Raw genomic sequence first — 25,145 nt, 5'->3', positions numbered from 1 at the left:
TCAACAGATCCATCGACTGATCCACCGTATTCGCGAGCAAGCCCGCTCCCACATTGGTTTTTTGCTGCTCTTCAAATTAAACCGTCTTTGACATTCTGCCCGCCAGCAGCGCCCAGCCAAAGAGCCCCAGGCACACAATGATCAACGGCCACGAGCGCCATTGCAGGTAGGGCGTGAGGTTGTGCATCGGCACCACTTCGCCATACAGAATGCCGCGCTCGAACTGCGGGATCTGCTCGGTGATCTGCCCGAACGGGTTGATCAGGCCGGTCACGCCGTTGTTGGTGGCGCGGATCATCCAGCGCCCGGCTTCCAATGCGCGCATCTGCGCCATTTGCAGGTGTTGCAGGGGGCCGATGGAGCGGCCGAACCAGGTGTCGTTGCTGATGGTCAGCAGCAAGTCGCTTTGGGCCGAGAGGCCGGCGGCGAATTCCGGGTACACCACTTCGTAGCAAATGAACGGTGCGATCTGATAGCCCTTGGCCTGCAACATCGCCTGGTCGGACGGGCCGCGGGCGAAGTCCGACATCGGCAAGTCGAAGAAGGCGATCAGGCCGCGCAGCATGTCCTGCAAAGGCACGTATTCGCCAAAGGGCACCAGCTTCTGTTTCAGGTAGGTACCGTCGCCTTCGCCAACCACGGTGATGCCATTGAAGTAGCGTTTCTGGTGATGGACTTCCTGACGAATCGGCACGCCGGTGATCAGCGCGCTGTGCCGGTCGGCGGCGAACTTGCCCATCATGCCCAGGTAGCCCTCGACGGACTCCTTGAGTACGGGCACCGCCGTCTCCGGCCACACCAGCAAATCGACCCGTTTGGAGGTGAAGCTCATATCGCGGTACAGGGCGAGTTGCGCGTTGAGCTGTTCCGGGTCCCACTTCATGCTTTGTTCGACATTGCCCTGCACGGCGGCCACGCTCAGTGGCGCACCGGATGGCGTGGTCCAGGCATGGTGTTTGAACGCCAGGCCCACGGCCCAGGGCGCAACCAGCAGCACCAGGCCGGCGGCGATAAACCCATTGCGTTTACTGGCCAGCAGGCGCGGCAGGTTGCACAGCACGGCGGCGGTCAATGCCAACGCAAAAGAGATCAGCCAGATGCCACCCAGCGGCGCGAGACCCGTCAGCGGGCCGTCGAGCTGGCTGTAACCGGAATACAGCCAAGGGAAACCGGTGAGGAACCAGCCGCGAAACGCTTCCTGGCCCACCCACAGCGCGGCGAACGTCAGCGCATCCGCCAACGGCGCTTCGTTGCGCCGCAGCCAGCGCGCCCACAGCCAGGCGGGCAGAGCGAAGAACCAGGCAATCGCAGCGGTGAACAACAGCATCAGGAAACCTGCCAGCAGCACCGAAGCGCCGCCAAAGTGGTGGATGCTGTAGTAGATCCAACTGGTGCCGGCGCCAAACAGGCCAAAACCGAAGCACCAGCCACGGCCCAGGGCCTGGCGTGGCGTCAGTTCCCGTAGCCCGACATAGAACAAACCGACCGCTACCAGTGCAAACGGCCACAGGTCGAACGGCGCCAGCGCCAGGGTAGTGATGGCGCCGGCCACCACGGCCAGCAGATTACCGGGCCAGCCGGGAGCGGTGAACCGCATATGTCAGTCCTTAACGGGCAATAGGAGTCAGGCGGATCAAGTGGATACGACGGCTATCGGCATTCAGGATGCGGAAGCGATACGCGCCGATCTCGGTGGTTTCGTTGCGCTTTGGCAGATGGCCAAATGCACTCATCACCAGGCCGCCCACGGTGTCGAACTCATCGTCGGAGAATTCGCTGTCGAAGAACTCATTGAAGTTCTCGATGGGCGTCAGCGCCTTGATCAGGAAGTCACCACTGGGCAGCGGCTTGATGTAGCTGTCCTCTTCGACATCGTGTTCGTCTTCGATGTCGCCGACGATCTGCTCCAGCACGTCTTCGATGGTGACCAGGCCTGCCACGCCGCCGTATTCGTCGATCACGATGGCCATGTGATTGTGGTTGGCGCGGAACTCGCGCAGCAGCACATTCAGGCGCTTGGACTCGGGCACGAAGGTGGCCGGGCGCAGCAGGTCCTTGATGTTGAAGTTATCACCGTTCTCCTTGAGGATCAGCGGCAACAGGTCTTTGGCCAGCAGAACGCCCATGACGTCGTCATGGCTTTCACCGATCACCGGGTAGCGCGAGTGCGCCGAATCGATCACGGCCGGGAGGAATTCCCGTGGAGTCTGGACGGCCTTGATGCTGATCATCTGCGAGCGCGGGACCATGATGTCGCGCACTTGCAGGTCAGCCACCTGGATGGCGCCCTCGACGATGGCCAGCGCTTCGCTGTCCAGCAACTTGTTCTGATGGGCCTCGCGCAAGAGCTCCAGCAGCTCCTGGCGGTTTTTCGGCTCGTGGGCAAAAGCCTGGGTCAATTTGCCCAGCCATGACTTCTGCCCGTTGCTCGATCGGTCTTCGCTCATAGCGATTACTCTGAATCCTTTATCGTTACAGTTGAGTGTTTTTCAAGCGTCGTCGTCCGCATACGGGTCCGGATGACCCAATTCTGCAAGCAACGTTTGTTCCAGTGCTTCCATTTCTTCGGCTTCGTCATCGTCTATATGGTCGTAACCCAAGAGATGCAGGCAGCCGTGGATAACCAGATGGGCCCAGTGGGCTTCCAGCTCCTTGCCTTGTTCCTTCGCTTCGCGTTCCACCACCTCGACGCAGATCACCAGGTCCCCCAGCAGTGGGATGTCCAGTAACTCATCGGGGACGTCGGCGGGAAAGGACAGCACGTTGGTCGCGTAGTCCTTCTGGCGCCAGGTGTGATTCAGTTCGCGGCCCTCGGGCTCGTCCACCAGGCGAATGGTCAGTTCCGAGTCGGCTGTGCGCTGGCGCAGGGCCAGGGCGCACCATTGGCGGAACTGTGCTTCGCTGGGGGCGGGTGCGTCGGTGGCCCGCTGCAGGTCGAGCTCAAGCATCGCGGCGTGAATCCTGTGCCGAGGCCTCTGCGGCGGCAGTCTCGAAGCGCTCGTAGGCTTCGACGATGCGCTGCACCAGCGGATGGCGGACCACGTCTTTGGGCTGGAAGTGCGTGAAGCTGATGCCCGGCACATTTTCGAGCACCTTGATGACATGGGCCAGGCCCGACTTGGTGCCCTTGGGCAGGTCGACCTGGGTGATGTCACCGGTGATCACGGCGGTGGAGCCGAAGCCGATACGGGTCAGGAACATCTTCATCTGCTCGACGGTGGTGTTCTGGCTCTCGTCAAGAATGATGAAGCTGTTGTTCAAGGTACGGCCGCGCATATAGGCCAGCGGGGCGATCTCGATCACCTGGCGCTCGATCAGCTTGGCCACGTATTCGAAGCCGAGCATTTCGTAAAGCGCGTCGTAGAGCGGGCGCAGGTACGGGTCGATCTTCTGCGCCAGGTCGCCGGGCAGGAAACCGAGCTTTTCGCCGGCCTCGACCGCTGGGCGTACCAGCAGGATGCGGCGTACTTGCTCGCGCTCCAGGGCGTCGACCGCGCAGGCCACGGCCAGGTAGGTCTTGCCGGTACCGGCGGGGCCGATGCCGAAGTTGATGTCGTTGCCGAGGATCTCTTTGACGTAGCGCTGCTGGTTCAGGCCGCGCGGGCGAATCATGCCCTTTTTGGTGCGCAGCGCCACGCTGGCCTCGGCCACAGGGTTGTTGGCCAAGTCTTCGATGGCCGACTCCTGCAGGTACAGGTGCACGGTTTCCGGCGACAGTTCGCTGCCCTTGGTTTCGCGATAGAGGCGACGCAGCAGGTTTTCTGCGGACGTGGTGTGCTGAGGTTCACCAATGAGTTCGAACTGATTGCCGCGATTGCGGATCTCGATGCTCAGGCGTTGTTCGATCAGGCGCAGGTGCTCGTCGAACTGTCCGCACAGGTTGGCGAAACGGCGAGCCTCAAACGGCTCGAGGAGAAAACGATGGGGTTCTACTGTGGGTGCGTTCAAGGTCGCTTTTAGCCGCCCTTTGGCAATGGATGTGAAAGAGAGAATAACGCCAGAGGCGCGGGTACGAAAGCACTTAAATCGGCTGGCCTCGATCTCAATAACAATGAAGAACCCCTGTGGGAGCTGGCTTGCCTGCGATGAGGCCGGCACATCCAAAATAGAGGCTGGCTGTTACATCGCAATCGCAGGCAAGCCAGCTCCCACATTTGATCTTCATTTGTAGTCAGAGCGTTTGTGTCAGTTGGTCAATGAGCCGCGCAACGAATGAGGCTGCGCCGCATCGATGTGCACATCGGCAAACTGGCCGATCAGGGTCGGATTATCGCAGCGGAAGTTGACGATTCGGTTGTTCTCGGTGCGGCCTTGCAACTCACCCGGGTCTTTTTTCGAATAGTCGGTGACCAGGATGCGCTGGATTGAACCGACCATTTGTCGGCTGATCTCGAAGCCTTGCTGGTTCAGGCGGTGTTGCAGGGCGTTCAACCGCTCCTTTTTCAGCGCTTCCGGGGTTTCGTCCAGCAGATCGGCAGCCGGGGTGCCCGGGCGCTGGCTGTAGACGAAGGAGTAGGAGAAGTCGAAACCGACGTCTTCGATCAGCTTCATGGTCTGCTCGAAGTCTTTTTCGGTTTCGCCGGGAAAACCCACGATAAAGTCCGAGCTGATACAGATGCCCGGCACCGCTGCGCGCAGTTTGCGCAGTTTGGATTTGTATTCCAGAGCGGTGTGGTTGCGCTTCATGGCCGCGAGGATGCGATCCGAGCCCGATTGCACCGGCAAATGCAGGTGCTTGACCAGCTCCGGCACTTCGGCGTGTGCCTGGATCAGGCTGTCGGAAAATTCCAGCGGGTGCGAAGTGGTGTAGCGGATGCGCTCGATACCGTCCACTGCAGCGACCACGCGGATCAGTTCCGCCAGGTCGGCCAGGCGGCCGTCGTCGGTCACGCCGCGATAGCCGTTGACGTTTTGCCCCAGCAGGGTCACTTCGCGCACGCCGTTTTCGGCCAGGTGGATGATTTCCGACAGTACGTCGTCAAATGGCCGGCTGACTTCTTCACCGCGGGTATAGGGCACCACACAGAAGGTGCAATATTTGCTGCAGCCTTCCATCACCGACACATAGGCACTCGGCCCGTCGATACGTGGCTCTGGCAAATGGTCGAACTTTTCGATTTCGGGGAACGACACATCCACCTGCGGCAGCTTGCTGATGCGCGCGGCGTCGATCATTTCCGGCAGGCGGTGCAGGGTCTGCGGGCCGAAGACCACGTCGACATAGGGCGCGCGGTCGCGAATGGCTGCACCTTCCTGGCTGGCCACGCAACCGCCGACGGCGATCACCATGTCCGGGTTGGCCAGCTTCAGTTCGCGCCAGCGGCCCAGTTGCGAGTACACGCGGTCCTGGGCCCGCTCACGGATCGAGCAGGTATTGAGCAGGATTACGTCGGCATCTTCGGCGCGGGCGGTGACTTCCAGGGCCTGGTGTTCACCCAGCAGATCGACCATGCGCGAGCTGTCGTACTCGTTCATCTGGCAACCGTGGGTTTCGATGTAAAGCTTCTTGGCCATGGGAATCGTCAACTGGTGGTAAAGAACCGCGCATTATAGGGGGCATGTCCATTGGTTCCTAGCGTTGTACATCGGGTGCCATGCTATAGTTCGCGCCCTCTTTTATAGCCCCGATGTGTTATCCGCCCACCATGACCAAACGTGAAGCTCCAATCTACAAGGTGATTTTCCTCAACCAGGGCCAGGTGTTCGAAATGTACGCCAAGCAGATCTATCAAAGCGATCTGTGGGGGTTCCTGGAGGTGGAAGAGTTCGTCTTTGGCGAGCGCACCCAGTTGGTCGTCGATCCGGGCGAAGAAAAGCTCAAAGCGCAGTTCGAGGGCGTGGTGCGCAGCTTTGTACCGATGCATTCGATCGTGCGCATTGATGAGGTCGAACGCTTGGGCACGCCGAAGATCAGCGAGGCACGGGGCACGAGCAATGTGATGCCGTTTCCGATGCCGATGCCCGAGAAGTAAGGCTTTAGACCGCGTCGCGCCCTTCGCAGGCAAGCCAGCTCCCACATTTTGAGTTGTGAACACATTCAAGTGTGGGAGCTGGCTTGCCTGCGAAGGCGATAGATGGGTTCAGGACGAATCAGGGTAAGGGTGAGAAGGGCGAGCGCCCATCAGCACTCTGCAGTTCCTGCAGGTAGTTGCGGAAAATCTGGCCCAGCACCTGGGTCGCCACTTCCAGTTCATCGCGCTGCATGTGTTCGGCGACTTCGTCGGCGGTGTCCAGCGCATCTTCGGCGCCATTGACCGCAGCCATTTTCAGCACGATATACGCCTGAACGTTATTGGCCGGTACGCCTTCGCCCTTGAAGAACATGTTGCCCAGCTGGAATTGGGCCTGGGCGTGGCCCTGCAGCGAGGCTTTCTCGAAATAGCTCAAGGCCTTGTTGAGGTCGCGGGCGGGGTTTTTGCTGTCGTGGAAGTACTCGCCCAACTCGTATTGCGCCTGCGCATCCCCGCTCTCGGCCTGTTTTTGGCACGCGCTCAGGGCTTCGGCCTGGCTGTCTGGCTGGGTATTGAGGGTGCAACGACCCATCGCTGGGATCAACAACGAGTTGCCGCCTGCTTGTGCATGCGCCAGCAGCGGCTGAAGGAGCAACAGGCAGCCCAGAACCAGGGTGCGGCCGGTGCGTTTCATGGGAATCGACTTACCTCTGACGGAGCACGCGGATCCTCGGGGGATCCAATAAGCGCGCATTATGAAATAAGCAGGCCTCTGCTTACAAAGTCTTTACTCGTTTTTCTGCTGCCTGTGCAAGTTATCTGTTGGATTGCAGGTGAATTCTCGAAAAAAGTCGGAAAGTTCTGTAAGCAAGGTAGCAAATCAGACACCGTTTGGGCGGTGCCTGATTTTTGCGTCCCCTATTTCAGTGCAGCGAAGGCGCGTTCGGCGGCATCGAGGGTCAGTTTCAGCTCGGCTTCGCCATGGGCGATCGAGGTGAAGCCGGCTTCGAACGCACTCGGCGCCAGGTACACGCCGCCTTCCAGCATCAGGTGGAAGAAGCGCTTGAAGCGTTCGGCGTCGCTGCCCATCACGTCATCAAACGTAACGATATCGTCGGCACCGCTGAAGTACAGGCCGAACATTCCGCCTGCCTGGGTGGTGACAAACGGAATGCCAGCGGCATCGGCGCGTTGTTGCAGGCCGTCGAGCAGGCGGGTGGTGTAGTCGGTCAGTTCGGCGTGGAAGCCCGGGCGGCTGATCAGGCGCAAGGTGGTCAGGCCGGCGGCCATGGCCAGCGGGTTGCCCGAGAGCGTGCCGGCCTGATACACCGGGCCCAGCGGGGCAATGTGTTGCATGATTTCACGCTTGCCGCCGAAGCAGCCTACGGGCATGCCGCCGCCGATGATTTTGCCGAAGGTGCTCAGGTCTGGCGTAACGCCGTAGTAAGCCTGGGCGCCGCCAAGTGCGACACGGAAACCGGTCATCACTTCGTCGAAAATCAGCACCACGCCGTGCTTGTCACATTGTTCGCGCAGTCCTTCGAGGAAACCCGGCGCCGGCGGCACGCAGTTCATGTTGCCGGCCACCGGCTCGACGATTATGCACGCCACGTCCTGGCCCACTTCATTGAGCATCTGCTCGACCGCAGCGATGTCATTGAACGGCAGGGTCAGGGTGTGTTTGGCGAACGCCGCCGGCACACCCGCCGAGCTGGGTACGCCCTGGGTCAACAGACCCGAGCCGGCTTTTACCAGCAGGCTGTCGGAGTGGCCGTGGTAGCAGCCTTCGAACTTGATGATGCTGTCGCGGCCGGTAAAACCACGGGCCAGGCGGATCGCGCTCATGGTGGCTTCGGTGCCGGAGCTGACCATGCGCACCATTTCCATCGAGGGCACGATCGAGCAGACCAGATCGGCCATTTCGGTCTCCATGGCGGTCGGTGCGCCGTAGGACAGGCCGTGCTCCAGCTGCTTGCGCACCGCGTCCAGTACGTCCGGGTGGCTGTGGCCAAGGATCATCGGGCCCCAGGAACCCACGTAGTCCACGTAGCGCTTGTTGTCTTCGTCAGTGACGTAGGCGCCTTCGGCATGTTTGAAGAACAGCGGCGTGCCGCCGACGCTCTTGAACGCGCGCACGGGCGAGTTCACACCGCCGGGGATGTGTTTCTGGGCATTGGCAAACAGCGTTTCGGAACGGGACATGATCGGGCTCTCTGAAATCAAATCTTGAGGAGGGCATTGAAGGCGCGGGCGCGGCGCGTGACTTCCTGGGTGCTGTCGGCACCGAACAAGCCGTGGATCACGGCCAGCAGATCGGCGCCATGGGCGACCAGCGGTTCGGCGTTTTCCAGGGTCACGCCGCCAATCACGCAGATCGGCAATGTCAGGCGTGAGCGGGCGTCGGCCAGCATCTCGACGGTAGCGGCGGGTGCGCCAGGCTTGGTGTTGGAATTGAAGAACCGGCCAAAGGCCACATAGCTGGCGCCTTCCCGGGCGGCCTGCTCGGCCAGTTCGATCTGGCTGTGGCAGGTCGAACCGATAATGGCCTTGGAGCCGAGCAGCGCACGGGCCGGGGTCAGCGGACCATCGGTCTGGCCCAGGTGCACGCCGACGCCCAGACGCGCGGCCAGCTCGGCGTCGTCGTTGATGATCAGCCGGGTCTTGTAGCGCGAGCACAGCTCCCGCAGTTTTTCCGCTTCACGCAGGCGGCGGGCTTCGTCGCTGCTTTTGTCGCGGTATTGCAGCAGGGTCACGCCACCTTCCAGCGCCGCTTCGACGTAGGCGAGGAATTTGCCGGCCAACAGTTGGCTGTCGGTAATGGCGTACAGGCCACGTAGTTTCATCGGGCAGGCCCCTTGAGCGTGTTACGAGCAGAAATCCAGCGGCAGACGGCGTGGCACGAACTGGCCCTGGCCGAGTCGATCAGCGTCACGCAGGGTGCGCCAAGTGTAGTTGAGGGCCGACTGTACGGCGCTGGCCAGGCCTTCACCTTGAGCAATCCGACCGGCCAGCGCACTGGCCAGCGTACAACCCGAACCATGGTAATTGCCCGGAAGGCGCTGGCAGGTGAAGGTCTGGCGCGTGCCGTCGCGGCTGTACAGGCGGTTGTGCACTTCATGCTCGTCGCCATGGCCACCGGTGATCAGCAGGTGCTTGATATACGGCAGCAGCTTCTCGGCGCACTCGTCTGCCGTGCCCTCGGGCAGTTCCGCAAGGATGCGCGCTTCGGGCAGGTTCGGTGTGGCGATCAGCGACAGCGGCAGCAACCGCTCGCGCATGGCATAGCCGACTTCATCCTTGCCCAGGCTGCCACCACCGCCGGCGCGCAACACCGGGTCGCAGACCACTGGCAGGTGCGGATGCGCCTGCAGCAGTTCGACCACAGTGTCGACCATGGCGGTGGAGCCGAGCATGCCGAGCTTGACCGCCGCCACTTCGGAATCGCCGAGCACGGCATTGGCCTGGGCCAGTACCCACTCGCGGTCAAGCACGCGGAAATCGCTGACGTTCACGGTGTTCTGCACGGTCAGGGCAGTGACGGCGGGAGCCGCGTGACAGCCTTGGGCCAGCAGCGCTTCGATATCTGCCTGCAAGCCGGCGCCACCACTTGGGTCGTGGCCGGAGAGACAGAGGACAACGGGGCGAGAGCTGTAGATATTCATGGTGCGCGAGCTTACCACCAAACGCTTTTGGCGTGGCTGTCGGGCGATAGTTGAATTTCGCCCCGCGCGGGTGGGGAGTTGTGGCAATAAGCTATGCTTGAAAATCCTTTGAAAAGCGCGTTCTAGAGCCTTTCAAAAAATTATTTCAATGGTGTCTAATGGCCTTTACTGGCTATGCTAGAGTGGATCCAAACCACTCTCTGTATCGCCGGTATACGTCATCTCAAAAGGAATGGGGGGCTTTTGACATAACCGGACAGGCCACGCTGGGGCTTTATGCGCTATTTGCTGATCTTATTGTTGTGCGGGCTGCCGATGCTCGCCAGCGCCATCGAGTTCACTCAGGACACGCGGAGCCTGCCGCTGGGTCGAGCCATGCAAGTGCTCGAAGACCCCACCGACGCCCTGACCATCGCCGACGTCAGCAATGCGGCCTTCGCGAGCCGATTCAAGCCCCATGACAAAGACACCCTCAATGCCGGCTACTCGCGCTCGGTGTTCTGGCTCAAGGTCAATCTGCACTATCAGCCCAACGATCCTGCCGCTCAGCGCACCTGGCTGCTGGAACTGGCCTACCCGCCCCTCGATCATCTTGACCTGTATCTGCCTGACAGCAGTGGTACCTATCGTCTGGCTGGGCGTACCGGCGATGCCTTGCCCTTCGCCAGCCGCGAGATCCGTCAGAACAATTACCTGTTCAAGGTCGACTTCAACCCCGGAGAGGCGAAGACCGTCTACCTGCGGCTGCAAAGCGAGGGCTCGATCCAGGCGCCGCTGACCCTTTGGTCCAGCACGGCCTACCTGGAACAACAACCACTGCGCCTGTATGTGCTGGGCCTGATCTACGGTGTGTTGTTGGGAATGCTGGTGTACAACCTGTTCATCTACCTCAGCGTGCGCGATACCAGCTATCTCTATTACATCTTCTATATTGCGTCGTTCGGCATGTATCAGCTGTCGGTCAACGGCGCGGCGGTGGAGTATTTCTGGCCGAGCAACCCTTGGTGGGCGAACGCCGCGACGCCGTTCCTGATCGGTTCGGCGGCCTTGTTCGGTAGCCTGTTCGCGCGAAGTTTCCTGCACACGGCGCAGCACAGTCGCTGGATCAATCGGCTGTTGCTGACACTGGTGGCCTGCGGAGCGGTGGTGATGCTGCTGTCGCTGATGACCAGCTACGCATTGGCCTTGCGCCTGGCCACCGGGCTGGCGCTGGTGTTTACCGTGACCATCTTTGTGGCCGCCATCAAGGCCTGGTACTGCGGCCAGCGCGTGGCGCGTTACTTCATCATTGCCTGGTCGGCGTTTTTGCTGGGCGGGGTGGTGAATACGCTGATGGTGCTGGGTTACCTGCCGAATGTGTTCCTGACCATGTACGCCAGCCAGATCGGTTCGGCGATCGAAGTGGCGCTGCTGTCCCTGGCCCTGGCCGATCGCATCAACGGCATGCGAGAGCAGCAGGCCCAGATTCTGTTCGATGCCAGTCAGAAGCTCGAAGTGCTCAACCAGCAGTTGGCGCGCAGCAACCGGCTCAAGGATGAATTCCTGGCGACCCTGACCCATGAACTGCGCACGCCCATGAACGGTGTGATCGGTTCACTTGAACTGATGCAGACCGTGCCCCTGGACGCCGACCTCGCGCAATACCAGAAAACCGCCGCCGGTTCGGCGCGGGACATGATGCGCATGGTCAACGGCATCCTCACGCTCACCGAATTGCAGGCCGGTCGCTTGAGCGCGCAGCCCCAGGTATTCAGCCTGCGCGGTGTGCTCGACAGCCTGCGTCAGCAATTCACGCCGAATGCCCAGAGCAAGGGCTTGGCGTTCTCCATCGACGTGGCGGACGAACTGCCGGATCGCCTGAGCGGGGATGCTGGCAAGTTGCTTCAGTGCCTGGATTGCCTGCTGGACAACGCGTTCAAGTTCACCCACGAAGGCTCCGTGCGTCTGCGGGTGGTGGGTGTGCCCCACAGTGATGGCAGTGTGCGCCTGAGTTTCATCGTCACCGATACCGGCATCGGCTTTGCGTTTCTCGATGAAGCCACGCTGTACCAGCGTTTCTTCCAGCTCGATGCTTCCATGACTCGCGAATATGGCGGCCTGGGAATCGGCCTGGCCATCTGCCGGCAATTGATCGAATTGCTTGGCGGGCGCCTGACGCACCATTCGGAACCGAAAAAAGGCAGCCGCTTCCAGCTCGAAATGGAGGCCAGCCCGGCACCGCCCGAGCCCAAGCCCGCTTGCCCGGCTGCGGACAACCGCCGTACGCCTCAGGACTGTGCGGTGTTGTTGGTGGACGACAACAGCGTCAGCCAGTTGGTAGTACGTGGCATGTTGCTCAAGTTGGGTTATCGGGTGAAGACGGTGGACGCTGGTCCGGCGGCGCTGGCGTCATTGCAGGGAGAGAGTTTCGACGCAGTATTGCTGGATGTACCTGAAGGCGGATTCTCGTTGTGCTGTCAGATTCGTGCGCTGCCCGGCTGCGGCGAGCTGCCAGTGATTGCCTTGAGTACCTCGTTGAATGTTTCCGAGCGTGAACGCTGCCATGGCATCGGCGTCACTGACCGACTAGCCAAACCGGTGCGTTTCGAGGCGCTGCAGGCCGTGCTGGAACGCCGCTTGCTGTGCCCGTTAGAGGGCGAAAGCGCCGCGAATTAGGCGCTTATGTCGCTTTTTTAAGGTGGTGGACGGTGTTTAACTGAAATTCAGGCCTCAACGACATGTGCGGCCTTTTTCCAGGAGGCCCGTCATGAACCTGCACCAGTTTGCCGAAACCCACGACGTCACCAACCAGCCCCCGTCCCTGGACGGCACTAATCTGTATCGCATCGACCTGCCCCTGCAAGACTGGTCGCGCCGCTTTGGCGCCGGTTGGGCCGAGGCGCGTATCGATGCCTACGGTGCGCTGGCTGGTGGGCCGTTGATGGAAGCGGGGTTCCTGGCGAACCAGAACAAACCGGTGTTCAACAGCCATGACCGTTATGGTCATCGCATCGACTTGGTGGAGTTTCATCCGGCCTATCACGAGCTGATGCGCACCGCCGTCGAACATGGCCTGCCGTCGTTGCCTTGGGCCCACCCGCAGTCCGGCGCCCATGTGGCGCGCGCCTCCATGACGTACTTGCACAGCCAGGCCGAAGCCGGCACCGGTTGCCCGCTGACCATGACCTTTGCCTGCGTGCCGGCCCTGCGCCTGCAACCGGACCTGGCGAAGACCTGGCTGCCGAAAATTCTCAAGACCGAATACGACCCGCGCAACGTTGGCATCGCCCACAAGGCCGGCGCCACCATCGGCATGGCCATGACCGAGAAACAGGGCGGCACCGACGTGCGCGCCAATACCACCCGTGCTTACCCGGTGGGGGCGGGTGGTCCCGGGCAGGCCTATGAGCTGGTGGGGCACAAATGGTTTTGCTCGGCGCCGATGTGCGATGCCTTCCTGACCCTGGCCCAGACCGACAAGGGCCTGAGCTGTTTCCTGCTGCCCAGACACCGTCCGGATGACACGCGCAACGAGTTCTACATTCAGCGCCTGAAGAACAAGCTCGGTAACTGTTCCAATGCTTCCAGCGAAGTGGAGTTCCGTGGCGCCCTGGCCTGGATGATCGGCGAGGAAGGCCGGGGCGTGCCCACCATTATCGAGATGGTTGCCATGACCCGCTTCGATTGCATGGTCGGCTCCAGCGCTTTGATGCGCCAGGCGCTGACCCAGGCCAGCCATCACTGCGCACACCGTTTGGTGGGCGGGCGGGTACTGAGCGAACAGCCCTTGATGCAAAACGTGCTGGCCGATCTGGCCCTGGAAAGCGAAGCCTCGCTGGCGCTGAGCCTGCGCATGGGTCGCGCGCTGGACCACCTCGACAACGAGCAGGAGGCCCGATTCGCCCGGCTGGTCACGGCGGTGGGCAAGTATTGGATCTGCAAGCGCGCGCCGGCCATGATCAATGAGGCCGCCGAGTGCATGGGGGGGGCGGGGTACGTCGAGGACAGCATTCTGCCGCGCCTGTACCGTGAGGCACCGGTGAATTCGACGTGGGAAGGTTCCGGCAACGTACAGTGCCTGGACGTGCTGCGCGCGCTGTCCAAGGAGCCCGGCGTGTTGGAAACACTGTTTGTCGAGCTGGGCGACGGGCATGGCGACAAACGACTGGCCCGGCATATCGAACAGTTGAAAGCGGCGTTCATGGACACCCAGGACATTCAGTACCGCGCGCGGCAACTCACCGAGGACATTGCCGTGGCGTTGCAGGCCAAGCTGTTGCTGGAGGCGGGGAATGCGGCGGTCAGTGACGGGTTTATTGCCAGCCGGTTGGGCGAGTCGTCCGGGCGTGTATATGGCACCTTGTCGCGTGGGGTGGATGTGGAGGCTATTGTTGCTCGTTCGATCCCTCATTGAATAAACACAATCAAAATGTGGGAGCAGGCAAGCCAGCTCCCACCTTTCAGAGCATTCCAACTCTGGTGTTTATGTGAGTCTGGGATACAGGCAAGATAAAGGCCTGCACGTCAAGAACACAGGATGCTTATCGTGACCGAAGCTTTTGTTGTCGTTCAAACCGCCGAAGAAGCCGTGGATCGGCTGGCGGCTCTTCATGAGCGTGCCACCGGCGCACTCAATCAGGCTCTCAAGCAATACCTCAAAGACCGCGTCGAGCCCGACGCCGAACAACGCGCGCTGTTTCGCTACCCGGAACTGCGCCTGACCTACCATTGCCACGGCGAAGTCCCACAGACGACCCGGGCGTACGCCAAGGTGCAGTTACCCGGGACCTACAGCGTCACCGTTACCCATCCCGCGGCGTTCCGTAAATACCTGCTGGAACAGTTGGTGCCGTTGATGCACGACTTCACCGTGACGGTGGAAGTGGGCGTGAGCCAGCAGAACATTCCTTACCCGTATGTGGTCGAGCAGGGCGATGAGCTGGCCGGCTCCGGCGTGACTGCCGCGACCCTGGCCCGCGTGTTTCCCAGCACCGACCTCTCGGCGGCCACCGATGGCATCGCCGACGGCCTGTACGACTGGGAAAACACCGACCCACTGCCGTTGGCCCTCTTTGATGCGGCCCGCGTGGACTTTTCCCTGCGCCGCCTGGTGCATTACACCGGCAGTGACTGGCGCCATGTGCAGCCGTGGATCCTGCTGACCAACTACCACCGTTATGTGGACCAGTTCATCCTGCATGGTCTGGAGCAATTGCGCAGCGACCCACGGTTCATCCGCATGGTGCTGCCGGGCAACGTGGTGATCGACAAGAGCATGGACCACGGCGAAGCGTCGGCGATTGCCGCCGGTGTGGTGTGGCACCGTTATCAGATGCCGGCCTATCACTTGCAGGCCGCTGACGGCCATGGCGTGACCCTGGTCAACATCGGCGTCGGCCCGTCCAACGCCAAGAACATCACCGACCACCTGGCCGTGCTGCGTCCGCATTGCTGGCTGATGATCGGCCACTGCGGCGGCCTGCGCCAATCCCAGACTATCGGCGATTACGTACTGGCCCACGCCTATATGCGTCGCGACGGGATCCTTGACCGCGTGGTACCGCCGAACATTCCGATTCCAGCCCTGGCCGAAGTGCAGTTGGCGTTGCAGCAAGCGGCGGCCAATGTCACCGGCGAAAAAGGCGAAGAGCTGAAAAAACGCCTGCGCACCGGCACTGTGCTGACCTACGACGACCGCAACTGGGAACTGCGCTGGGCGCAGGAGCGGCCGCTGATCAACCTGTCCCGCGCCGTGGCCGTGGATATGGAAAGCGGCACCATCGCGGCCCAGGGTTATCGCTTGCGTGTGCCGTATGGCACCTTGCTGTGCGTGTCGGATAAACCGCTGCACAGCGAAATCAAGCTGCCGGGTTCGGCCAACGCGTTCTATGAGCGTGCGGTGAGCCAGCATTTGAAGATCGGCATCGAGGCGGTGGACTTGCTGCGCACCGAGCTCAACTCGTTGCACTCGCGCAAGCTGCGCAGCTTCGACGAGCCGCCGTTCCGCTAAGCGCTTGGGATGGTCATTTAACGGTCAGACCACTAGCATGGTTGGTCCTGACCGTTAGATGTTTGTGTGCCATGTCCCGTCCTTCTCGCCCCGATGCGCGCCGCCCTGGCGCAAAACCTCCGTACTCCGCTGCGCGGCGCGTGGCCAAGGCGCCACCGGCCGAGCCGAAGCTGATCCTGTTCAACAAGCCGTTTGACGTGCTGACCCAGTTCAGCGACGAAGGCGGGCGCGCCACACTCAAGGATTTCATCGATATCCCCGGTATCTACCCGGCGGGCCGTCTGGACCGTGACAGCGAAGGCCTGCTGCTGCTGACCAATGATGGGCAGTTGCAAGCGCGGATTGCGGACCCCAGGCACAAGCTGGCGAAAACCTATTGGGTGCAAGTGGAAGGCGAACCCACCGAAGAGCAACTGCAACGCCTGCGTGACGGTGTGGAGCTGAATGACGGCATGACCTTGCCCGCCGAAGCGCGGCAATTGGATGAGCCTGAACTGTGGCCGCGCAACCCGCCGGTGCGCTTTCGCAAAAGCGTGCCAACCCATTGGCTGGAATTGATCATTCGTGAAGGGCGCAACCGTCAGGTTCGGCGCATGACTGCTGCCGTGGGCTTGCCCACGTTGCGCCTGGTGCGCGTGCGGATTGGCGAGTGGTCGATCGACGGCCTGGACCAGGGCCAGTGGAAGGCAGTGCCGGCGCGTCTATAGGGCGCCGGATTCGATCAGGCCGATCACCACGCTCTTGATGATGAACGCGGCCACGCCCAGCCCCAGCACGAAGAACAGAATCAGCGAGCCAAAGCGCCCGGCCTTGGACTTCTTCGCCAAGTCCCAGACGATAAAGCCCATGAAGATGATCAGGATCGTGACCAGGCCGGTCATCATCCATTCTTCAAACAGGGCGGGGTCGATGGCGTTCATAGGGGCTTTTCCGGCGGAGGAGACGGCGAGTATAAGGCAGTGCCATCGACCTGGAGTGGACCTGCGTCGGTCAGTCGCACACGACGCGGCAGCAAAATTGTGAAAGTCGTGGAATAAAAACGCCCGCCGACCTGTTTTATTGACGTTATCAAAACAGGGTCAATAACACTCTCCGCAACACGCGAAACATGTCGATGACTGCCTTGAAATTCGTCGTCAGTGAGCAGCTTTGAGCCCGATCGAATCGGCCTGTTGAAAAGCCGCGTCAACTTCAATGTTCGTTGGATGCAAGACCCCTCTTAGGAGCGCAACCCAATGTGGAACCTGAATAAAGTCAGCGCGTCGTTTACCGCCCATCTTCCCCGCGCCGCACAGAACAACTTTGACACCTTCCAGAACGCGATTCATAACTTGGGCATCCACCCAAGAGACGCCGCTCAAATGATTGGCAGCGCCGATTACAAAAAACTGGGAAACACCGAGCAGTATCAAATTCGTCTGTCGGGTTCCGAGCGCGCGACCTTCCTGGTGGACAACGCTACCCGTACCGTGACCATTTTGCAGGTAGGGGGGCATACGTAAGCCCTGCCTGCCACTATTGCCGGCGTGCGCGCTTTTTACGGTTCGGCGGTGCGTCAGGTGCGCAGGTGCGTCAACGGCAATTCGGTGCTGTTGAGCACCTGGTTCAGCACAAAACTGGAGCGTACGCTGGTCACGCCTTCGATGCGGGTGAGGTGGCCCAGCAGCAGTTTTTGATAGTGGTCCATGTCCGGCACCACCACTTTCAGTTGATAGTCGGCGTCCATCCCGGTCACCAGGCTGCACTCCAGCACCTGGGGCAAGGTACGGATGGCCGCTTCGAAATTCTCGAAGCGTTCGGGAGTGTGGCGGTCCATGCCGATCAGCACATAGGCCGTGAGGCTCAGGCCGAGCATCTTGCGGTCGAGCAAGGCCACCTGGCGCGCGATATAGCCGTCGTCCTCCAATTGCTTGACCCGGCGTGAGCAGGGCGAGGGTGACAGGCCGATACGCTCGGCCAACTCCTGGTTGGAGATCCTCGCGTCGCGCTGCAATTCCGCCAAAATACTCAGGTCGTATCGATCAAGCTTGCTCATTGGATTGGCCTTTGTCGTAACTATTGCGACGAATTATCCATGAAGGGTTAAAAATTGCGCAAGCACTGTTTATTGACGCAATCTTCGCAATCATCTGTCGGGGCTTCGCGGGTATCTTTATCAACAGAATCACCGCCTGGACAACAGTCCACAGCAGCCCGCCCTATCAGGCCCGCTGCGGCCGCCACCCCAGCAGGGTCGAGCCGGCCTCCAGGCTGCACACTGTCTATCCGACGGCGTGAGGTGAGCCAACGTCAAAAGCGTTGAGCCAGGACGAAGTTCTCAAGGGGCGGCCGACGGGTCGCCCCTTTTCTTTTGCCGGCTGATAACCTGTCCGAGAACCGGGCCGCGCTTTCCCAGTCTCATGGACAGGCCCTAATCCGCAGTGAGGAATAGCATGAAGCGCATCTGGCGTTTGGCAGGTGTAGGTGTGTTGATGGTGGCCGTGGGCGCCCAGGCCGTGGCCGATGAGCGGGATAACTCTCCGCGCCCTGACGGCGGTGGTCAGCATGAACGAGGGCCGGAGGGCGGACGGCCCGGTGGCAATGAACAACCGCGCCCGCAGAACCCGCATTTCGAGAATAACCAGCCGCGTCCGCAGAACCCGCATTTCGAGCGCGCCGACCAGCCGCCACGCGGCCAGTGGCAGGGGCGCCCGCAGAACGCCGAGCAACCACGCCCGGCCCCGGCACCGCAACCTGCGAACAACCTGCCGATCCAGAGCCGCCCCGACACCGTGCGCCAGACCCAGGAACCGCGCCAGGGTTATTACCGCGACATTCCCCGACGCAACGACGGCAACCCGCACTGGGACGCCGGCGGCCCGGGCCCGCGTCCCGGCAACAACGGCGGCTACAACAATCACCCCGGTGATACCCGCTGGCCGGGGCGTCCCGATGGGCACGGCAACGGCTGGGGCCCCGGCCCGCAGCACCGCCCCGGGTACGTGATCGACCGCTTCCCCGACCGTAATTACCGGGTGCCTTACCGGGGCCAGGACTACTTCTTTTCCGGCGGCTACTGGTACCGCCCGCAAGGCCCGCGCTATGTGGTGGTGACGCCACCGTACGGCATCCGTGTGCATTACCTGCCGGACTACGCGCGGGAAGTGTGGGTGGGCAGCGCGTTGTTCTTCCTCGCGGCGGGGGCGTATTACACCTACGAAAGCAGTTCCCAGCAGTATGTGGTGGTGGCCCCGCCGACTGCCGTCCCGGCGCCGCAGCCTGCGCCCCAGGGCAACGGTTATGACGTAGTGGCCTATCCCGCCAACGGTCAGTCCCCGGCCCAGGTACAGCAGGACGGTTATGACTGTTATCGCTGGGCGGTGCAGCAAAGCGGTTTCGATCCGCAGCAAGTGACCTACGCCCCTGACCCGGCAGTGGTGCAAACCTACCGCCAGGCCCAGGGCAACTGCCTGAGCAGTCGCGGCTATCAGGTGCAGTACTAGGCCTTGTTGCCCGTGACCACTTCCTGCGGGTCGGCGTGCACCAGCACTTCGGCGCGCGGGTACGCCTGGTGAATGGTATCGGCGGCCTGGTCGCTGATGCCGTGGGCAACTGACAGCGTCAACTCCCCCGGCAGTTCCAGGTGCAATTGCACGAACCAGTGACTGCCGGAAATCCGCGTGCGCAAATCATGGGCGCCCAATACGCCCGGCACACCTCGGGCCAGTTCGAGCATGTGCTGGCTGACGTCGGCAGGCAGTTCCTCATCCATCAGCACCGCAAAGCTCTCCCGGGCGATCTGGATCGCGCTCCATAAAATATACGCGGCGATCCCCAGGCCGAACCAGGCGTCGACCTGATTGAAGCCGAAGCCTGCGAGCACCAGCGCCACCAGGATACTGGCGTTGAGCATCAGGTCCGAGCGGTAGTGCAAGGAGTCCGCGCGCACCGCGTTGGAGCCGGTTTCGCGGATCACCCGGTGTTGCAGCATCAGCAGCGCCGCGGTCAGTGCCAGGGAAAACACGATCACGCCAATGCTCAACCAGGGCGCGCCCACGGGCTCGGGGTGTTTCAGCCGGTCATAGGCCTGGAGCGCAATCAGCACCGCACTGCCGCCGATAAACAGCGCCTGGGCCATGCCGGCCAGGGATTCCGCCTTGCCATGCCCATAACGGTGGTCATCATCGGCCGGGCGCAGGGCGTAATGCACCGCCAGCAGGTTGAGCAGCGAGGTCACGCCATCGAGCAGCGAGTCGGTCAGGCCGGCGAGCATGCTCACCGAGCCGCTGAGCCACCATGCGATGGCCTTGGTGATAATCAGCACACAGGCCACGCCCACCGAGGCGCGGGTGGCCAGGCGCAGGAGCCTGGCGTGTTCGGGGCTGCTGGTCATAGGCGCATCGAATCCTCAGGCGGCGGGTTTCAGGCCCAGGCTGGCGAGCTGCTGCACGCTGCCTTTGAACTGGATCAGGCGCGGGTCGTCCAGCGGCAGGCTGTGGCCGGTTTCTTTCTGGATGATGGTCTGCAGCTTGGCGTTGTCGACCTTGCCGTCGGCGCCAATCGCCTCATGGAGTTTTTCCGGCGCCACGTGGGCGGTCTTGCCAGGCTCGAAGTAGATGGCGCCGGTGGCGAAGTCCACCCCAAAGGCGATCAGGCCCGGGATGATGTAGAACAGCAGGCCGATGGCGTCGAGCGCGGCGATGGCCGGGTCGATCTTGCCGTCGATCTGGCCACGGCGGTCGGGGTAGAAAATCGAACCGCAGGCCGTCAACTGGCTCAGCAAGCTGATGGCGAGGACACCGCCGATGACACGGGAAGCGATACGCATGGACTATCTCCTGAACACAATCAATACGGGACTATAAGCGACGAAAATCCAATGTGGGAGCGGGCTTGCTCCCACATTTGACCATGTTGCCAAGTCAATCGGGTGGTGCGTGTGAGACCACCATCGGCACACGGCAGTTCGCCGTTATACTCGCCGCTCTGCTTTGGAGCCAGTATGAATTCGTTGCCGATCGATGATGTTTTACCTGCCCTGCGTGACGCCTTGGCGAAACGCCATGAAGCCGTGCTGGAAGCGCCGCCCGGCGCCGGTAAAACCACCCGCGTGCCGTTGGCGTTGTTGCACGAGCCATGGCTGGCTGGGCAGACCATCCTGATGCTCGAACCGCGCCGTCTCGCCGCCCGCGCCGCCGCCGAGCGGTTGGCCAGCGAGTTGGGCGAAAAGGTCGGTGAAACCGTCGGCTATCGCATCCGCCTCGACAGCAAAGTGGGGCCCAATACCCGCATCGAAGTGGTCACTGAAGGCATCCTGACGCGTCGCTTGCAGGACGACCCGGCGCTGGACGGCGTGGGACTGCTGATCTTCGACGAGTTCCACGAGCGCAGCCTCGACGCCGACCTGGCGCTGGCCCTGAGCCTCAATGGCCGCGAGCTGTTCCGGGATGAGCAGCCGCTGAAAATCCTGCTGATGTCCGCCACCCTCGAAGGCGAGCGCCTGGCGGGCCTGCTGGACGACGCGCCGGTCCTGCGCAGCGAAGGGCGCATGTTCCCGGTGCAGACGCGCTGGGGACGGCCTTGCCAGCCGGGTGAATTCATCGAACCGCGCGTGGTGCAAACCGTCCTCGAAGCCCTGCATGACGAAACCGGCAGCGTGCTGGTGTTTCTGCCGGGGCAGGCGGAGATTCGTCGGGTTAACCAACAACTGGCCGATGCCTTGGGGGAACGCAGTGATGTCCTGCTCTGCCCGCTGCACGGCGAGCTGGACCTGAGCGCCCAACGCGCCGCCATCGACCCGGCACCTGCCGGTAAACGCAAAGTGGTGCTGGCCACCAACATTGCCGAGACCAGCCTGACCATCGACGGCGTGCGCGTGGTGATCGACGCCGGGCTGGCGCGGGTGCCGCGTTTCGACCCGGGCAGCGGCATGACACGCCTCGACACCCAGCGTATCTCCCGCGCCAGTGCCACCCAGCGCGCCGGCCGCGCCGGGCGCCTGGAGCCGGGGGTGTGTTACCGCTTGTGGTCCGAGGACCAGCACGAAGGGCTGGCCGCCTATGGCAGCGCGGAGATCCTCGCCGCCGACCTCGCGGGCCTGGCCTTGCAACTGGCGCGCTGGGGTGTCACACCGGCGCAACTGGTATGGCTGGACGTGCCGCCGACCGCCGCCTATGCCCAGGCTCAGGATCTGTTGCAGCGCCTCGGTGCACTGAATGACGACACACTTACCGCCCATGGCCAGAAAATGGCCGAATTGCCGGCGCATCCGCGTATCGCCCACTTGCTGTTGCGCGGGCAGGACCTGGGGCTGGCGGCGACGGCATGCGATGTGGCCGCGTTACTAGGCGAGCGCGATATCTTGCGCGGCGGCGGCGCGGACTTGCATAGCCGCCTGGCCTTGCTCAGCGGCGAAGAGCGCGCGCGCGGCACCCAAGGTGGTGTGCAGCGGGCCAAACAGTTGGCCCGACAATACCGTGGCTACCTGAGAGGCCAGGCCACCCAAGCGGTGGCCGATCCCGAGCACCCGCGCTGGCTCGGCGCCTTGCTGGCCCTGGCCTATCCAGACCGTGTGGCCCAGCAACGTCGCCCGGGCGGCGCCGAATATCGCCTGGCCAATGGCCGCGCAGCCTTGTTCGCCGAAGCCGACAGCCTGATGAAACAGCCCTGGCTGGTGATCGCCGACCTGGGTAGCCGCCAGGGCCAGCGTGAAGAGCGCATCTATCTGGCCGCGGATTTCGATCCGATGCTGTTCGACAGCGTATTGGCCGAGCAAGTGCGCAACGTCGACCAGCTGGATTGGGATGAACGCGAAGGCGTGCTGCGCGCCGAGCGTCAACGCAAGGTTGGCGAGTTGGTGCTCAGCCGCGAGCCGCTGACGGGCCTGGATGAGTCAGCGCGCAACCAGGCGCTGGTCAACCTGGTGCGTCGCAAAGGTCTGGAACTGTTGCCCTGGACCCCGGAATTGCGTCAATGGCAGGCCCGCGTCCTGCTGCTGCGTCAGCTGGATGCGGGCAAAACCAGCGAATGGCCCGACGTCAGCGACAGCGCCTTGCTCGCCAGCCTCGAACATTGGCTGATGCCGTACCTGGGCAAGGTCTCGCGCCTGAGCCACTTCGCCAACCTGGATATTTCCAGCTTTCTGCACAACCTGCTGCCCTGGCCGCTGCCCCAGCGCCTGGACGAACTGGCGCCGCACCACTTGACGGTGCCGTCGGGCTCCTCGGTGCGCCTGGACTACAGCGAACATCCGCCGATTCTGGCGGTGCGCCTGCAGGAACTGTTCGGCCTGGCCGACACCCCGCGCATCGCCGGCGGGCGCCAGGTGGTCAAGTTGCACCTGCTGTCGCCCGCGCGTCGACCGGTGCAGGTGACCCAGGACCTGGCGAACTTCTGGCGCAGCACCTATGCCGAGGTGAAGAAGGACTTGAAAGGGCGGTACCCGAAGCACTATTGGCCTGATGACCCACTGATTGCCGAGCCGACTGCGCGGGTCAAACCCCGCAAGTAGGTCATGTGGAGATCAAATGTGGGAGCTGGCTTGCCTGCGAGCGGTGGGTCAGTTGAAGAATGTTTCACTGGTCCAACGCTATCGCAGGCAAGCCAGCTCCCACAGGTTTTTGTGGGGCTGTTACTGCGCGGCGGGCAGCAGAAACCGCGCAATCACCGGTAAATGGTTGGAGATACGCAACGTGTCCTCCTGCCGCACCTTGGCCTCTACCCGTTTGATCCGCGGGCTGTAGAACAGGTAGTCCAGCGTGCGATCCGGCCCGTCCACGCTCGGGTCGTTGGGGAAGTGGGTCAGCCATTTTTCCCGGTCGATGCCGCTGGATTGGCTGTTGCTCGGGATCATCGGGTATTTGTCCCACAGCAGGTGCAGTTCGCTGTCCGGGGAATACTGCCCGCGTTTGGCGGCGTCCAGGCGCAGGAATTGTCCCAGTGGCAGCAGGTTGAAATCCCCGCCGATCAACCAGGGCGTGCCCCGGCCTTCGAATTTATCCAGCAGCTTGACCGTGGTTTTCACCTGGTCTTGCACCGCTGTTCGCCCGGGGCTGTCGCCGTCGAGGCGGGTGTTGAGCACGGCCAGTTGGCCGCCGTCGCTCAAGGGCAGGTAGGTCAGCAGCAGGGCGGGCTTGGGCTGGAACTGACGGCTGATGAAGTCGGCCGGGCGAGCCGGCAATTGCAGGCGTTCGGCGTGTTCGATCTGGTAGCGGCTCAGGGTCACGAGTTTGCGGCCGACGCTGCCGAAGATATGCAGGTTGGGCACGAAGTCGGCTTTCCAATCGAAGGCCTGGGCGCTGCACGGGTAGAGGTCGACCAGGCGTTCCTGCAACAAGGCGAATTGGTCTTGGTAGTGTGAGGGCTTGGCGTTTTCGTCGAGTTCCTGCAACAGCAGGAGGTCGGGTTGTTCGTCGCGGATTACCCGGGCGACTTCGTCGAGGCTGTAGGCCATGTCTTCGACGGTGGGGCTGTCATCCGGGCCTGTGCCGTCGGCGGTGTCGTACCAGAACACATAGTTCTTGCCGGCCAGGTATTGCACGTTCCAGGTCATGACCTTGAGCGCCTGCCCGGGCAGCAACGTGGGCGCACGGGGGGCGACGCAGCTCACGGGCAGGGTTTCCTTGTTGGCTGGGCGCCAGGTCAGGCTGTAGATCAGGGCCGTCAGCAGGCCCGCGATGATCAGCAGGCTCAGCAGGGTGATGCGCAATAAACGGGTCATCGGCTCGGCTTATAGCGTGTCGGGAATGGCACGGAGCATATCACCGCGCGTCGGCATCGCCACCGATCAGCATGAATAAACGGAACAGCACCACACTGGTGAACAGTTGCAGGAAACTGTGGGCGCTGTCGATCACGATGCCCAGCAGCGGGTTTTGCGGGTCAGGGTAGGCCGCGACACTGGCGCCCTTGAGCAGCCACAGCGGCGTCATCACGCACAGCAGGCACACCAGGATTCGCCAGAAATGCCCGCGGGTCAGGCGGAAGCTTTCCTTCATCGCGTCCAACGCCGGCATGCCGCGCAACACCAGCAGGTATTCGGCGAAGGCCAGCACCACCATCAGCCACAGGCCCGGCAGGAAATACAGCGACAAGCCCAGCAGAATCAGCAGCGTGCTCATCGCCGTCAGCAGCGCGAAGCGCGGCCACAGGGTCAGGGCCATGGCCCACACATCCCGGGTGCGCGGCGAGTCACCACGGGTGCGGGCGTCGAGAAACAGGATCAGCGCACCGGTATACAACGGGTACACCAACAGACCCACCACCACGCTGTAACCGGGGAAGGCGTCCGCGCCAAGCGTGTGGTCGAGCACCTGTTGCAGCACGGCCTCGAGGATCACCAGCGGCAGGCACAACTGGACGATGGCACCCAGGTTGCGCTGGGTGAAACGGAAGGAGTCGCGCAGTACGTCTAACGGATTCATCAGGTTCATCACAGGCCTAAAAGCAAGGGCGACACTTTAACCGATCACTACCTGAGGTAAGCAAACGTAAACCTTGAGTAAAGACCATTGAAACGTCTGGTAACAGCCCCATAACAGAGACGTGCTAACCAGTACACACGCC

General features: G+C 62.1%; 23 protein-coding genes. 8 read left to right on the top strand and 15 right to left on the bottom strand.

Going from position 1 to position 25,145, the window contains the following annotated elements:
• Positions 1-76: 76 nt before the first annotated feature.
• The 5 genes from lnt to miaB form a co-directional block, all read right to left on the bottom strand.
• Complete coding sequence (gene lnt, locus ACW9IB_RS13645; protein WP_457369084.1) at positions 77-1,597, bottom strand: apolipoprotein N-acyltransferase; 1,521 nt, start codon at positions 1,595-1,597, stop codon at positions 77-79.
• A gap of 10 nt (positions 1,598-1,607) precedes the next feature.
• Complete coding sequence (locus ACW9IB_RS13640; RefSeq protein WP_457369085.1) at positions 1,608-2,447, bottom strand: HlyC/CorC family transporter; 840 nt, start codon at positions 2,445-2,447, stop codon at positions 1,608-1,610.
• Between the two features lie 42 nt (positions 2,448-2,489).
• The gene (gene ybeY, locus ACW9IB_RS13635) at positions 2,490-2,948 is read right to left on the bottom strand and encodes an rRNA maturation RNase YbeY (protein WP_457414028.1); all 459 of its coding nucleotides are present in this window, start codon (positions 2,946-2,948) and stop codon (positions 2,490-2,492) included.
• Positions 2,941-3,948 (bottom strand): PhoH family protein, encoded by a 1,008-nt coding sequence (locus ACW9IB_RS13630; RefSeq protein ID WP_457369087.1) that lies wholly within the window; start codon positions 3,946-3,948, stop codon positions 2,941-2,943. The genes ybeY and ACW9IB_RS13630 overlap by 8 nt, the downstream gene beginning before the upstream one ends.
• A 237-nt stretch (positions 3,949-4,185) precedes the next feature.
• Positions 4,186-5,514: a tRNA (N6-isopentenyl adenosine(37)-C2)-methylthiotransferase MiaB gene (gene miaB / locus ACW9IB_RS13625; RefSeq protein WP_457414027.1), complete on the bottom strand. Its 1,329-nt coding sequence runs from the start codon at positions 5,512-5,514 to the stop codon at positions 4,186-4,188.
• Between the two features lie 131 nt (positions 5,515-5,645).
• On the opposite strand from miaB, the gene ACW9IB_RS13620 reads away from it, so the two are divergent.
• Positions 5,646-5,972, top strand: coding sequence for a DUF1820 family protein (locus tag ACW9IB_RS13620; RefSeq protein WP_003194436.1), 327 nt, complete (start codon positions 5,646-5,648; stop codon positions 5,970-5,972).
• Positions 5,973-6,090: 118 nt separating this feature from the next.
• Here ACW9IB_RS13620 and ACW9IB_RS13615 read toward each other — a convergent pair whose 3' ends face one another.
• From ACW9IB_RS13615 to ACW9IB_RS13600, 4 genes are all read right to left on the bottom strand, one after another.
• Entirely contained in the window at positions 6,091-6,645 is a 555-nt protein-coding gene (locus ACW9IB_RS13615; RefSeq protein ID WP_016973899.1) for a tetratricopeptide repeat protein, read from the bottom strand.
• A gap of 224 nt (positions 6,646-6,869) precedes the next feature.
• Positions 6,870-8,153 (bottom strand): glutamate-1-semialdehyde 2,1-aminomutase, encoded by a 1,284-nt coding sequence (gene hemL, locus ACW9IB_RS13610; protein ID WP_457367722.1) that lies wholly within the window; start codon positions 8,151-8,153, stop codon positions 6,870-6,872.
• A 17-nt stretch (positions 8,154-8,170) separates the two neighbouring features.
• On the bottom strand, positions 8,171-8,794 hold the full coding sequence (gene thiE / locus ACW9IB_RS13605) for a thiamine phosphate synthase (RefSeq protein WP_457367721.1): 624 nt from the start codon (positions 8,792-8,794) through the stop codon (positions 8,171-8,173).
• A 21-nt stretch (positions 8,795-8,815) separates the two neighbouring features.
• Positions 8,816-9,613 (bottom strand): hydroxymethylpyrimidine/phosphomethylpyrimidine kinase, encoded by a 798-nt coding sequence (locus ACW9IB_RS13600; protein ID WP_457414026.1) that lies wholly within the window; start codon positions 9,611-9,613, stop codon positions 8,816-8,818.
• A 276-nt stretch (positions 9,614-9,889) separates the two neighbouring features.
• Here ACW9IB_RS13600 and ACW9IB_RS13595 point away from each other — a divergent pair, with 276 nt between their 5' ends.
• The 4 genes from ACW9IB_RS13595 (at position 9,890) to ACW9IB_RS13580 (ending at position 16,309) form a co-directional block, all read left to right on the top strand.
• Complete coding sequence (locus ACW9IB_RS13595) at positions 9,890-12,268, top strand: 7TM diverse intracellular signaling domain-containing protein (RefSeq protein ID WP_457414025.1); 2,379 nt, start codon at positions 9,890-9,892, stop codon at positions 12,266-12,268.
• A gap of 91 nt (positions 12,269-12,359) precedes the next feature.
• The gene (locus tag ACW9IB_RS13590) at positions 12,360-14,006 is read left to right on the top strand and encodes an acyl-CoA dehydrogenase family protein (protein WP_457414023.1); all 1,647 of its coding nucleotides are present in this window, start codon (positions 12,360-12,362) and stop codon (positions 14,004-14,006) included.
• A 123-nt stretch (positions 14,007-14,129) separates the two neighbouring features.
• Positions 14,130-15,602, top strand: a complete 1,473-nt coding sequence (amn, locus tag ACW9IB_RS13585; protein ID WP_457367717.1) for an AMP nucleosidase — start codon at positions 14,130-14,132, stop codon at positions 15,600-15,602.
• Positions 15,603-15,742: 140 nt separating this feature from the next.
• Positions 15,743-16,309: a pseudouridine synthase gene (locus ACW9IB_RS13580; protein WP_457367724.1), complete on the top strand. Its 567-nt coding sequence runs from the start codon at positions 15,743-15,745 to the stop codon at positions 16,307-16,309.
• On the opposite strand, the gene ACW9IB_RS13575 is transcribed toward ACW9IB_RS13580, so the two are convergent.
• On the bottom strand, positions 16,304-16,513 hold the full coding sequence (locus tag ACW9IB_RS13575) for a DUF2788 domain-containing protein (RefSeq protein ID WP_457367723.1): 210 nt from the start codon (positions 16,511-16,513) through the stop codon (positions 16,304-16,306). The genes ACW9IB_RS13580 and ACW9IB_RS13575 overlap by 6 nt on opposite strands.
• Positions 16,514-16,837: 324 nt before the next feature.
• Between ACW9IB_RS13575 and ACW9IB_RS13570 the strand changes: the two genes are divergently transcribed.
• Positions 16,838-17,104 (top strand): hypothetical protein, encoded by a 267-nt coding sequence (locus ACW9IB_RS13570; RefSeq protein ID WP_457367716.1) that lies wholly within the window; start codon positions 16,838-16,840, stop codon positions 17,102-17,104.
• Positions 17,105-17,157: 53 nt separating this feature from the next.
• On the opposite strand, the gene ACW9IB_RS13565 is transcribed toward ACW9IB_RS13570, so the two are convergent.
• Complete coding sequence (locus ACW9IB_RS13565; protein ID WP_003194418.1) at positions 17,158-17,637, bottom strand: Lrp/AsnC family transcriptional regulator; 480 nt, start codon at positions 17,635-17,637, stop codon at positions 17,158-17,160.
• Positions 17,638-18,034: 397 nt separating this feature from the next.
• Between ACW9IB_RS13565 and ACW9IB_RS13560 the strand changes: the two genes are divergently transcribed.
• Positions 18,035-19,084 (top strand): DUF6515 family protein, encoded by a 1,050-nt coding sequence (locus tag ACW9IB_RS13560; RefSeq protein WP_457414022.1) that lies wholly within the window; start codon positions 18,035-18,037, stop codon positions 19,082-19,084.
• On the opposite strand, the gene ACW9IB_RS13555 is transcribed toward ACW9IB_RS13560, so the two are convergent.
• Together ACW9IB_RS13555 and ACW9IB_RS13550 are read right to left on the bottom strand one after the other, a co-directional pair.
• Positions 19,081-19,974 (bottom strand): cation diffusion facilitator family transporter, encoded by an 894-nt coding sequence (locus tag ACW9IB_RS13555; protein WP_457414020.1) that lies wholly within the window; start codon positions 19,972-19,974, stop codon positions 19,081-19,083. The two genes, ACW9IB_RS13560 and ACW9IB_RS13555, sit on opposite strands and share 4 nt — an antisense overlap.
• A 15-nt stretch (positions 19,975-19,989) precedes the next feature.
• Complete coding sequence (locus ACW9IB_RS13550; protein WP_457414019.1) at positions 19,990-20,409, bottom strand: polyribonucleotide nucleotidyltransferase; 420 nt, start codon at positions 20,407-20,409, stop codon at positions 19,990-19,992.
• A 174-nt stretch (positions 20,410-20,583) separates the two neighbouring features.
• On the opposite strand from ACW9IB_RS13550, the gene hrpB reads away from it, so the two are divergent.
• A complete protein-coding gene (hrpB, locus tag ACW9IB_RS13545; RefSeq protein ID WP_457414017.1) occupies positions 20,584-23,091 on the top strand; it encodes an ATP-dependent helicase HrpB in 2,508 nt (835 codons plus the stop codon).
• Positions 23,092-23,211: 120 nt separating this feature from the next.
• Here hrpB and ACW9IB_RS13540 read toward each other — a convergent pair whose 3' ends face one another.
• Positions 23,212-24,300 (bottom strand): endonuclease/exonuclease/phosphatase family protein, encoded by a 1,089-nt coding sequence (locus ACW9IB_RS13540; protein WP_457414016.1) that lies wholly within the window; start codon positions 24,298-24,300, stop codon positions 23,212-23,214.
• 40 nt (positions 24,301-24,340) lie between these two features.
• Positions 24,341-25,003 (bottom strand): YciC family protein, encoded by a 663-nt coding sequence (locus tag ACW9IB_RS13535; protein ID WP_457367710.1) that lies wholly within the window; start codon positions 25,001-25,003, stop codon positions 24,341-24,343.
• Between the last annotated feature and the right edge of the window lie 142 nt (positions 25,004-25,145).

The sequence above is a fragment of the Pseudomonas sp. SDO524_S393 genome, assembly GCF_054071875.1.
The sequence above is the reverse complement of the archived record's forward strand: the minus strand, read 5'-3'. Positions and strand labels throughout refer to the sequence as shown.

Coding starts and splice junctions, on each gene's coding strand:
- thiE (WP_457367721.1), bottom strand. CDS start 8,794: ATGAAACTACGTGGCCTGTACGCCATTACCGACAGCCAACTGTTGGCC.
- miaB (WP_457414027.1), bottom strand. CDS start 5,514: ATGGCCAAGAAGCTTTACATCGAAACCCACGGTTGCCAGATGAACGAG.
- lnt (WP_457369084.1), bottom strand. CDS start 1,597: ATGCGGTTCACCGCTCCCGGCTGGCCCGGTAATCTGCTGGCCGTGGTG.
- ACW9IB_RS13600 (WP_457414026.1), bottom strand. CDS start 9,613: ATGAATATCTACAGCTCTCGCCCCGTTGTCCTCTGTCTCTCCGGCCAC.
- ACW9IB_RS13565 (WP_003194418.1), bottom strand. CDS start 17,637: ATGAGCAAGCTTGATCGATACGACCTGAGTATTTTGGCGGAATTGCAG.
- ACW9IB_RS13620 (WP_003194436.1), top strand. CDS start 5,646: ATGACCAAACGTGAAGCTCCAATCTACAAGGTGATTTTCCTCAACCAG.
- hemL (WP_457367722.1), bottom strand. CDS start 8,153: ATGTCCCGTTCCGAAACGCTGTTTGCCAATGCCCAGAAACACATCCCC.
- ACW9IB_RS13540 (WP_457414016.1), bottom strand. CDS start 24,300: ATGACCCGTTTATTGCGCATCACCCTGCTGAGCCTGCTGATCATCGCG.
- ACW9IB_RS13555 (WP_457414020.1), bottom strand. CDS start 19,974: ATGACCAGCAGCCCCGAACACGCCAGGCTCCTGCGCCTGGCCACCCGC.
- ACW9IB_RS13640 (WP_457369085.1), bottom strand. CDS start 2,447: ATGAGCGAAGACCGATCGAGCAACGGGCAGAAGTCATGGCTGGGCAAA.
- ACW9IB_RS13550 (WP_457414019.1), bottom strand. CDS start 20,409: ATGCGTATCGCTTCCCGTGTCATCGGCGGTGTCCTCGCCATCAGCTTG.
- hrpB (WP_457414017.1), top strand. CDS start 20,584: ATGAATTCGTTGCCGATCGATGATGTTTTACCTGCCCTGCGTGACGCC.
- ACW9IB_RS13535 (WP_457367710.1), bottom strand. CDS start 25,003: ATGAATCCGTTAGACGTACTGCGCGACTCCTTCCGTTTCACCCAGCGC.
- ACW9IB_RS13570 (WP_457367716.1), top strand. CDS start 16,838: ATGTGGAACCTGAATAAAGTCAGCGCGTCGTTTACCGCCCATCTTCCC.
- ybeY (WP_457414028.1), bottom strand. CDS start 2,948: ATGCTTGAGCTCGACCTGCAGCGGGCCACCGACGCACCCGCCCCCAGC.
- ACW9IB_RS13615 (WP_016973899.1), bottom strand. CDS start 6,645: ATGAAACGCACCGGCCGCACCCTGGTTCTGGGCTGCCTGTTGCTCCTT.
- ACW9IB_RS13595 (WP_457414025.1), top strand. CDS start 9,890: ATGCGCTATTTGCTGATCTTATTGTTGTGCGGGCTGCCGATGCTCGCC.
- ACW9IB_RS13560 (WP_457414022.1), top strand. CDS start 18,035: ATGAAGCGCATCTGGCGTTTGGCAGGTGTAGGTGTGTTGATGGTGGCC.
- amn (WP_457367717.1), top strand. CDS start 14,130: ATGCTTATCGTGACCGAAGCTTTTGTTGTCGTTCAAACCGCCGAAGAA.
- ACW9IB_RS13590 (WP_457414023.1), top strand. CDS start 12,360: ATGAACCTGCACCAGTTTGCCGAAACCCACGACGTCACCAACCAGCCC.